We start from the raw sequence: 6,538 nt of genomic DNA, 5'->3' as shown, positions 1-6,538 counted from the left end.
AATCAGTTATGTTCATTGGATGGAAGATATTATGAAATGTTGACATTTTTACCCTTGATAATACTAGTATACTTAAATATGTAAAGTTTTGTAACGACATTCAACATTTCTGGATAATCCTCTTTTAATTAATTATTCTGATTACACTATGATATCAACCCCAATTCATAAATTTTGATGTTTGGTATAACATTCATGATCGTAATATTTCTGAGTTCATAAAAAACTTTTTGATCAATGTTTTGATAATTTTTTATCAAATATATTTTTTTGATATATTTTGTTTATGGAAATGAAATTATTTCTATAATTAAACTGGTTTTGATTCTCAAAGTCGTATTAAAAGATTATGCTGAAAATAAATTATCTTGGAATTGGCAAAATAAATAAAAGCATAAATTAAAACAATTAATCTCAATTTATCTATAAAAAGGAAGATAATTACATGAAAGATAAAAATATAAAATTAAGTTCAGAATCGGCATCTATCTTAACTTTAGGTACTGGTTGGTTTCCTAATAATCCCGGAGGATTAGAACGCTATGTTTATGAATTAACTCATAAATTAGCAGCTTCTCAAGATCAAATAGAATTATGTGGAGTTGGTTTACCAGTAGATACCAAAAATACGCAGATTAAGTTGACTAATTTAGCTTACCCAGATAGTAAAATTAGTTCTAGATTATGGTCAATTCGTGATAAATTTAAGAAAACGAGAATAAATAAACCTGATGCAATTAATCTCCATTTTGCATTATATAGTTTTCCAATTTTAGATATCTTACCTAAAGGAGTACCTGTTACTTTTAACTTTCATGGTCCTTGGGCTTCGGAAAGTCAAGAAGAAGTAATTAATCAAAAATTTAGTGTTTGGATTAAAAAACAATTAATAGAACAAAGCACTTATAATCGATGCGATCGCTTTATTGTTCTTAGTAAAGCCTTTGGTCATATTTTACATCAAAAATATCAAATTCCCTGGCAAAAAATCTACGTTATTCCCGGTGGTGTGGATATTAATCATTTTCAGAATAATTTATCACGTCAACAAGCAAGAATAAAGCTAGGTTGGCCTACTAATCAGCCGATATTATTTACTTCCCGTCGGTTAGTTCATCGCATGGGAATTGATAAATTATTACAAGCTATTAATATGATTAAATCAGAAATTCCTGATGTTTGGTTAGCTATTGCTGGTCGTGGACATATTCAATCTTTACTACAGCAACAAACTAAAGAATTAGGTTTAGAAAATAATGTAACATTTTTAGGTTTTTTGCCGGAAAATGATTTACCTGTGGCTTATCAAGCGGCTGATTTAACGGTAATGCCTAGTCAATCTTTTGAAGGTTTTGGATTAGCTATTCTTGAATCTTTAGCCTGTGGTACTCCTGTTTTATGTACTCCTGTTGGGGGAATGCCGGAAATTTTACAGGGATTTTCTCCAGATTTAATTACTGAGACAATTACAGTTGAAAGTATTGCTAATAAATTGTCACAAGTTATGTTAGAAAAACTTCCTTTACCTTCTAGAGAAGAATGCCGTAATTATACAATTCAAAACTACAATTGGACTAATATTTCTCAACAAGTTCGCCAAGTTCTCTTAGCTTAAATTGATTATCAAAATTGTATGAAAATTTTATTTTTAGACCAAAGTGGTAAACCTGGTGGTGCTGAGTTGTGTTTAGTTGATATTGCTAAACCTTATGGTAAAAATGCTCTTGTTGGTTTATTTGCAGATGGTGATTTTAGAAGTTTACTACAAGAAAATCAAATTCCTGTGGAGGTTTTAACAACTCAAAAAATTAATATTAATAAAGAAAGTGGTTTGTTTTCAGTATTAACAAATTTAGGAAAAATTATTCCTTTAATTAATCAAGTCGTACAAAAAGCAAAAAAATATGATTTGATTTATGCTAATACTCAAAAAGCTTTAGTTGTCGGAGCAATCGCTAGTTTATTAGCCCGTCGTCCTCTGGTTTATCATTTACATGATATCCTTTCTTTAGAACATTTTAGTAAAACTAATTTATCGGTGGCTGTTAATTTAATTAATCGTTGTGCTAATTTAGTTATTGCTAATTCTCAAGCCAGTAAAATAGCATTTTTACAAGCTGGAGGAAAATCAAATTTGGTTGACGTTGTTTACAATGGTTTTACCGTCGAAAATTATGTAGTTGATGAATTAGATATTATTAATTTAAGGGCAATTTTAGAATTAAAAGATAAATTTGTGATTGGACATTTTAGCCGTCTTTCTCCTTGGAAAGGACAGCATATTTTAATTGAGGCTCTTTCTCAATGTCCAGAAAATGTTATGGTAATTTTAGTTGGTGATGCTTTATTTGGTGAACAGGAATATGTCAAAACTCTCCACCAACAAGTATCTGCTTTAGGACTGGAAAATCGAGTCCAGTTTTTAGGTTTTCGCTCGGATATTCCCTCATTAATGGCAATGTGTGATTTAATTACTCATACTTCTATTGCACCTGAACCTTTTGGAAGGGTAATTGTTGAAGCTATGTTGTGCGGTAAACCTGTGATTGCATCTCAAGCTGGTGGTGCAATAGAATTAGTTGAAGATGGTATTAATGGTTTTTTAGTAACACCTGGAAAACCTCAAGAGTTAGCTAAGGTAATTCATAATTGTTTACAAAATTCTGCAAAAACTGCTGCTATTGCTAATCATGCTAGAATTACTGCTAGTGAACGTTTTGATATCAAGATCATTAATCAACAAATTCAAGAATTACTAAAATTAATTTAAAATAAATAACAATAAAATCCCCCACTTCTTAAATAAGTTCGGGATCTTGTTGATCTGGATTTTCAAAAAAAATGTATACTATAATATATAAGTGGAGATTTTCCGCTTCTATAAATTAATAAATTTTACAGTGAATCCCTATGGCACAAGTTGTCTTAGAAAATGTTTATAAAAGCTTTACTTCCCGCCCCGGAGAAGGTAAAAATCAACAAGACGGCTCAGATAGTGTAGTTGTATTACGACGAATTAATTTAACTGTTGCTGACGGTGAATTTATGGTCTTGGTAGGACCCTCTGGTTGCGGTAAAAGTACCCTACTGCGCTTAATCGCTGGACTGGAGATGATGACTGGTGGTAATATTTCCGTGGGTGACCACTTAATTAATGATTTACCACCGAAAGCTAGAGACATCGCTATGGTGTTTCAAAGTTACGCACTCTATCCCCACATGACCGTATATGATAACATCGCTTTCGGTTTACGTCGTCAGTTTCCTGATGCGGAATTTGGTAAAAAAAGGCTGATGCAATGGGGCGAAAATCTACTGGTAGGACTGACAAGAAAGTTACCTAGAGGATTGCGTCATATTTCCCTAAAAGAAAGAATTGTTGATGAACGAGTCCAAAAGGTTGCAGGTTTGTTACAAATTGAAACCTTGTTAAATCGTTTACCCAAGGAACTTTCTGGAGGACAAAGACAGCGTGTAGCATTAGGAAGAGCGATCGCTCGCAATCCTCAAGTATTCTTAATGGATGAACCATTATCTAATTTGGATGCTAAACTTCGCGCAGAAACTCGCAGTCAAATTGTTAAATTACAACATCAATTGGGAACAACGACTATCTATGTCACCCATGATCAAACTGAAGCGATGACTATGGGCGATCGCATTGCTATTATGTCAGAAGGTAAAATCCAGCAGGTCGCTCCTCCATTAGAATTATACAATCGTCCCGCTAATCGTTTTGTTGCTGAATTTATCGGCTCTCCACCAATGAATTTTATCTCTGTGGAGTTTCACGCACCTTTATTAATTACTCATCCTCATTTTCGCTTCACTCTTCCAGATATTTGGGGAAAGGCTTTACAATCTTATGACGGACAAACTTTAGTGTTGGGTATTCGTCCAGAACATTTAATCTTGAGTGTACCTGCTACTAAAAATCTCCCAGTTAAAGTAAATCTGGTGGAAAATTTGGGTAATGATTCTTTTCTATCTGTGAAAATTGCTGACCCTGATTCACAAGATCCGGAAGGACAATCTTTACAGGTTAGAGTTCCCCCTGATAGGTTTATCCATTTAGATGAGCAACTTTGGCTATCGTTTGTCCCTGATAAGCTACATTTCTTTGATGCAGAAACACAGTTAGCGATATTTCCATGATTTGCATCCAAGTAAATTCAATAATCTTTTAATCTATTACATCCAGAAAGTTTTCAATAAGTTCAGGATATCAATACATTCCTTTTGTTTGGCAATACAATACTATTGTTTTGATATTCATTAATGAATTAAAGATTCAATTTTAATTACGTAAAATCCCAGAGGCACGCAAAGAAAATCAAGAAAATAAAGATAGTTCTTCCTTATCAACTTTATGATAACATATATTTAATTATCTGTCAATACTTTTTTGGTATATGAAATACCGAATTTTGATCACTTTCAAGATTTTTGGATAATATTAAATTGTTTTTGTATGAAGATGCTTTAAAATTAGATACTAATACAATCTTAATATTAGGGAAACTTTTGTTAACGTTGGAATAGATGTTAGTAAAAGATAATAATACATTTAATTAATAATTAAAAACTATAAAGTGTCAAGATTAACATTACTAATGGATAATTTAACAAACATATAAAAGAAGAATATGTGTGAGTTCTTGTTCTCAAAGTTGTAATTTGTTATGAAGAATTAGATTCTCAACTTTTTAAAAAAGAGCAGGATTTTAATTTTTCTCCAGTATTCTCTCTCTTTGATAGTAACCATAGATTTGAATATATAGATTAGAGAGTTATCACAGATTTGAGGAAAATAGATAAGCTTTTATCTATGTATCCAATATAATATTTTTTTAATAATTTGAGTTGACAGGTGATCAATTTGATCAAAAAGACTGTAAACTAGTTTTCAGTAGATGAGTAACACCCATTAATCGCACTAAGTGAAGAAATCAAACCGAGTTTTTCACCAAGTATATGAACTAGTCTTTTCCATAAGAAGGCTAAATTTTAGTAGCTAGATATAAATGGGAATTTCAATCATAAAGCGAAGAAATTATTTATTTCTTTGTCCAAGTTTTCATGTTTAAAAAAATAAGTTTTCCAATAAAGGAGATGTATTAATGTCCGATTTTTTTAATCAAGTTTCTCGACGTAAATTTATCTTAACTGCTGGAGTTTCAGCTAGTGCAGTCTTACTCAAAGGCTGTTTAGGAAATCCACCGGAAACGGGGAAAACTGGTACAAAATCCTCCATTGAACCAGTAGCCAATATTAGTCCAGAACAAAAACCAGAAACAACAACAGCCAAACTGGGATATATTCCCATTATTGAATCTGCACCCCTAATTATTGCTCAAGAAAAAGGCTTTTTTGCTAAATATGGCATGAGCAAAGTAGAACTTTCAAAACAAGCTTCTTGGGGTTCTGCGCGGGATAACGTAGAAATTGGTTCTCAGGGGGGTGGAATTGATGGTGGTCAATGGCAAATGCCCATGCCACACTTAATTACAGAAGGTTTAATTACCAAAGGGAATAAACCTATACCCATGTATGTTTTAGCTCAATTAGTGACACATGGTAATGCAATTGCGATCGCTAATAAACATCTAGGGAAAGGAATTAGCTTAAAACTGGATACTGCTAAACCCCTATTTAGTCAACTCAAATCAGCCAACACACCCTTTACTGCGGCTTTCACATTCCCTCATGTTAACCAAGACCTATGGATTCGTTATTGGTTAGCAGCAAGTGGAATTGACCCGGATACAGACGTGAAATTATTAACAGTACCGGCCGCGCAAACGGTCGCCAATATGAAGACTGGGACAATGGACGCTTTCAGCACCGGCGACCCTTGGCCTTATCGCCTCGTTAACGATAAAATTGGCTTTATGGCGGCATTAACGGCGGAAATTTGGAAAAATCACCCTGAAGAATATTTTGCCATGAGAGGTGATTGGGTTGACCAAAATCCCAAAGCTACAAAAGCCTTATTAAAAGGTATTATGGAAGCCCAACAATGGTTAGATAACTTTGATAACCGCAAAGAAGCGGCAGAAATTCTAGCTACTAAAAAGTATTTTGGCTTATCTTCACCTACAGTTTTAGAACTACCATATCAAGGTAAATATGATATGGGAGATGGTCGGACAATTAATGATAAATCAATGGCTGCTTATTATTGGAAAGATGAAAAAGGTAGTGTTTCTTATCCTTATCAAAGTCATGATTTATGGTTCATTACTGAAAATGTTCGCTGGGGATTTTTGTCCAAAGATTACATTACTAATGGTGCAACCAAAGCTAAAGAATTAATCAAAAAAGTTAACCGCGAAGATATTTGGAAAGAAGCTGCTAAAGAATTAGGAGTAAATGCTGCTGATATTCCCACCAGTACCTCTCGTGGAGTCGAAGAATTTTTTGATGGTGTTAAATTCGAGCCTGAGAAACCAGAAGAATATCTCAAGAGTTTGAAAATCAAAAAAGCCAGCATTTAGTCAATAGATATTAACCCAACCATTCATAAATTTGAGGAAAC

General features: G+C 33.2%; 4 protein-coding genes. All 4 read left to right on the top strand.

Annotated features, from left to right (window positions below; all coding sequences use genetic code 11):
* The first annotated feature begins 445 nt into the window (after positions 1-445).
* The 4 genes from H6G44_RS17820 to H6G44_RS17805 all read left to right on the top strand — a co-directional run bounded on the left by H6G44_RS17820 (position 446) and on the right by H6G44_RS17805 (position 6,497).
* A complete protein-coding gene (locus H6G44_RS17820) occupies positions 446-1,615 on the top strand; it encodes a glycosyltransferase family 4 protein (RefSeq protein WP_190387844.1) in 1,170 nt (389 codons plus the stop codon).
* 18 nt (positions 1,616-1,633) lie between these two features.
* Positions 1,634-2,770 (top strand): glycosyltransferase family 4 protein, encoded by a 1,137-nt coding sequence (locus tag H6G44_RS17815; RefSeq protein ID WP_190387845.1) that lies wholly within the window; start codon positions 1,634-1,636, stop codon positions 2,768-2,770.
* A gap of 140 nt (positions 2,771-2,910) precedes the next feature.
* Positions 2,911-4,155, top strand: coding sequence for an ABC transporter ATP-binding protein (locus H6G44_RS17810; RefSeq protein ID WP_190387846.1), 1,245 nt, complete (start codon positions 2,911-2,913; stop codon positions 4,153-4,155).
* A 965-nt stretch (positions 4,156-5,120) separates the two neighbouring features.
* Positions 5,121-6,497, top strand: a complete 1,377-nt coding sequence (locus H6G44_RS17805; RefSeq protein WP_190387847.1) for a CmpA/NrtA family ABC transporter substrate-binding protein — start codon at positions 5,121-5,123, stop codon at positions 6,495-6,497.
* The last annotated feature ends 41 nt before the right edge of the window (positions 6,498-6,538 follow it).

The organism is Aphanizomenon flos-aquae FACHB-1287, assembly GCF_014698755.1.
Classification (GTDB): Bacteria; Cyanobacteriota; Cyanobacteriia; order Cyanobacteriales; family Nostocaceae; genus Dolichospermum; species Dolichospermum flosaquae.
This window is presented reverse-complemented; position numbering and strand designations above follow the sequence as displayed.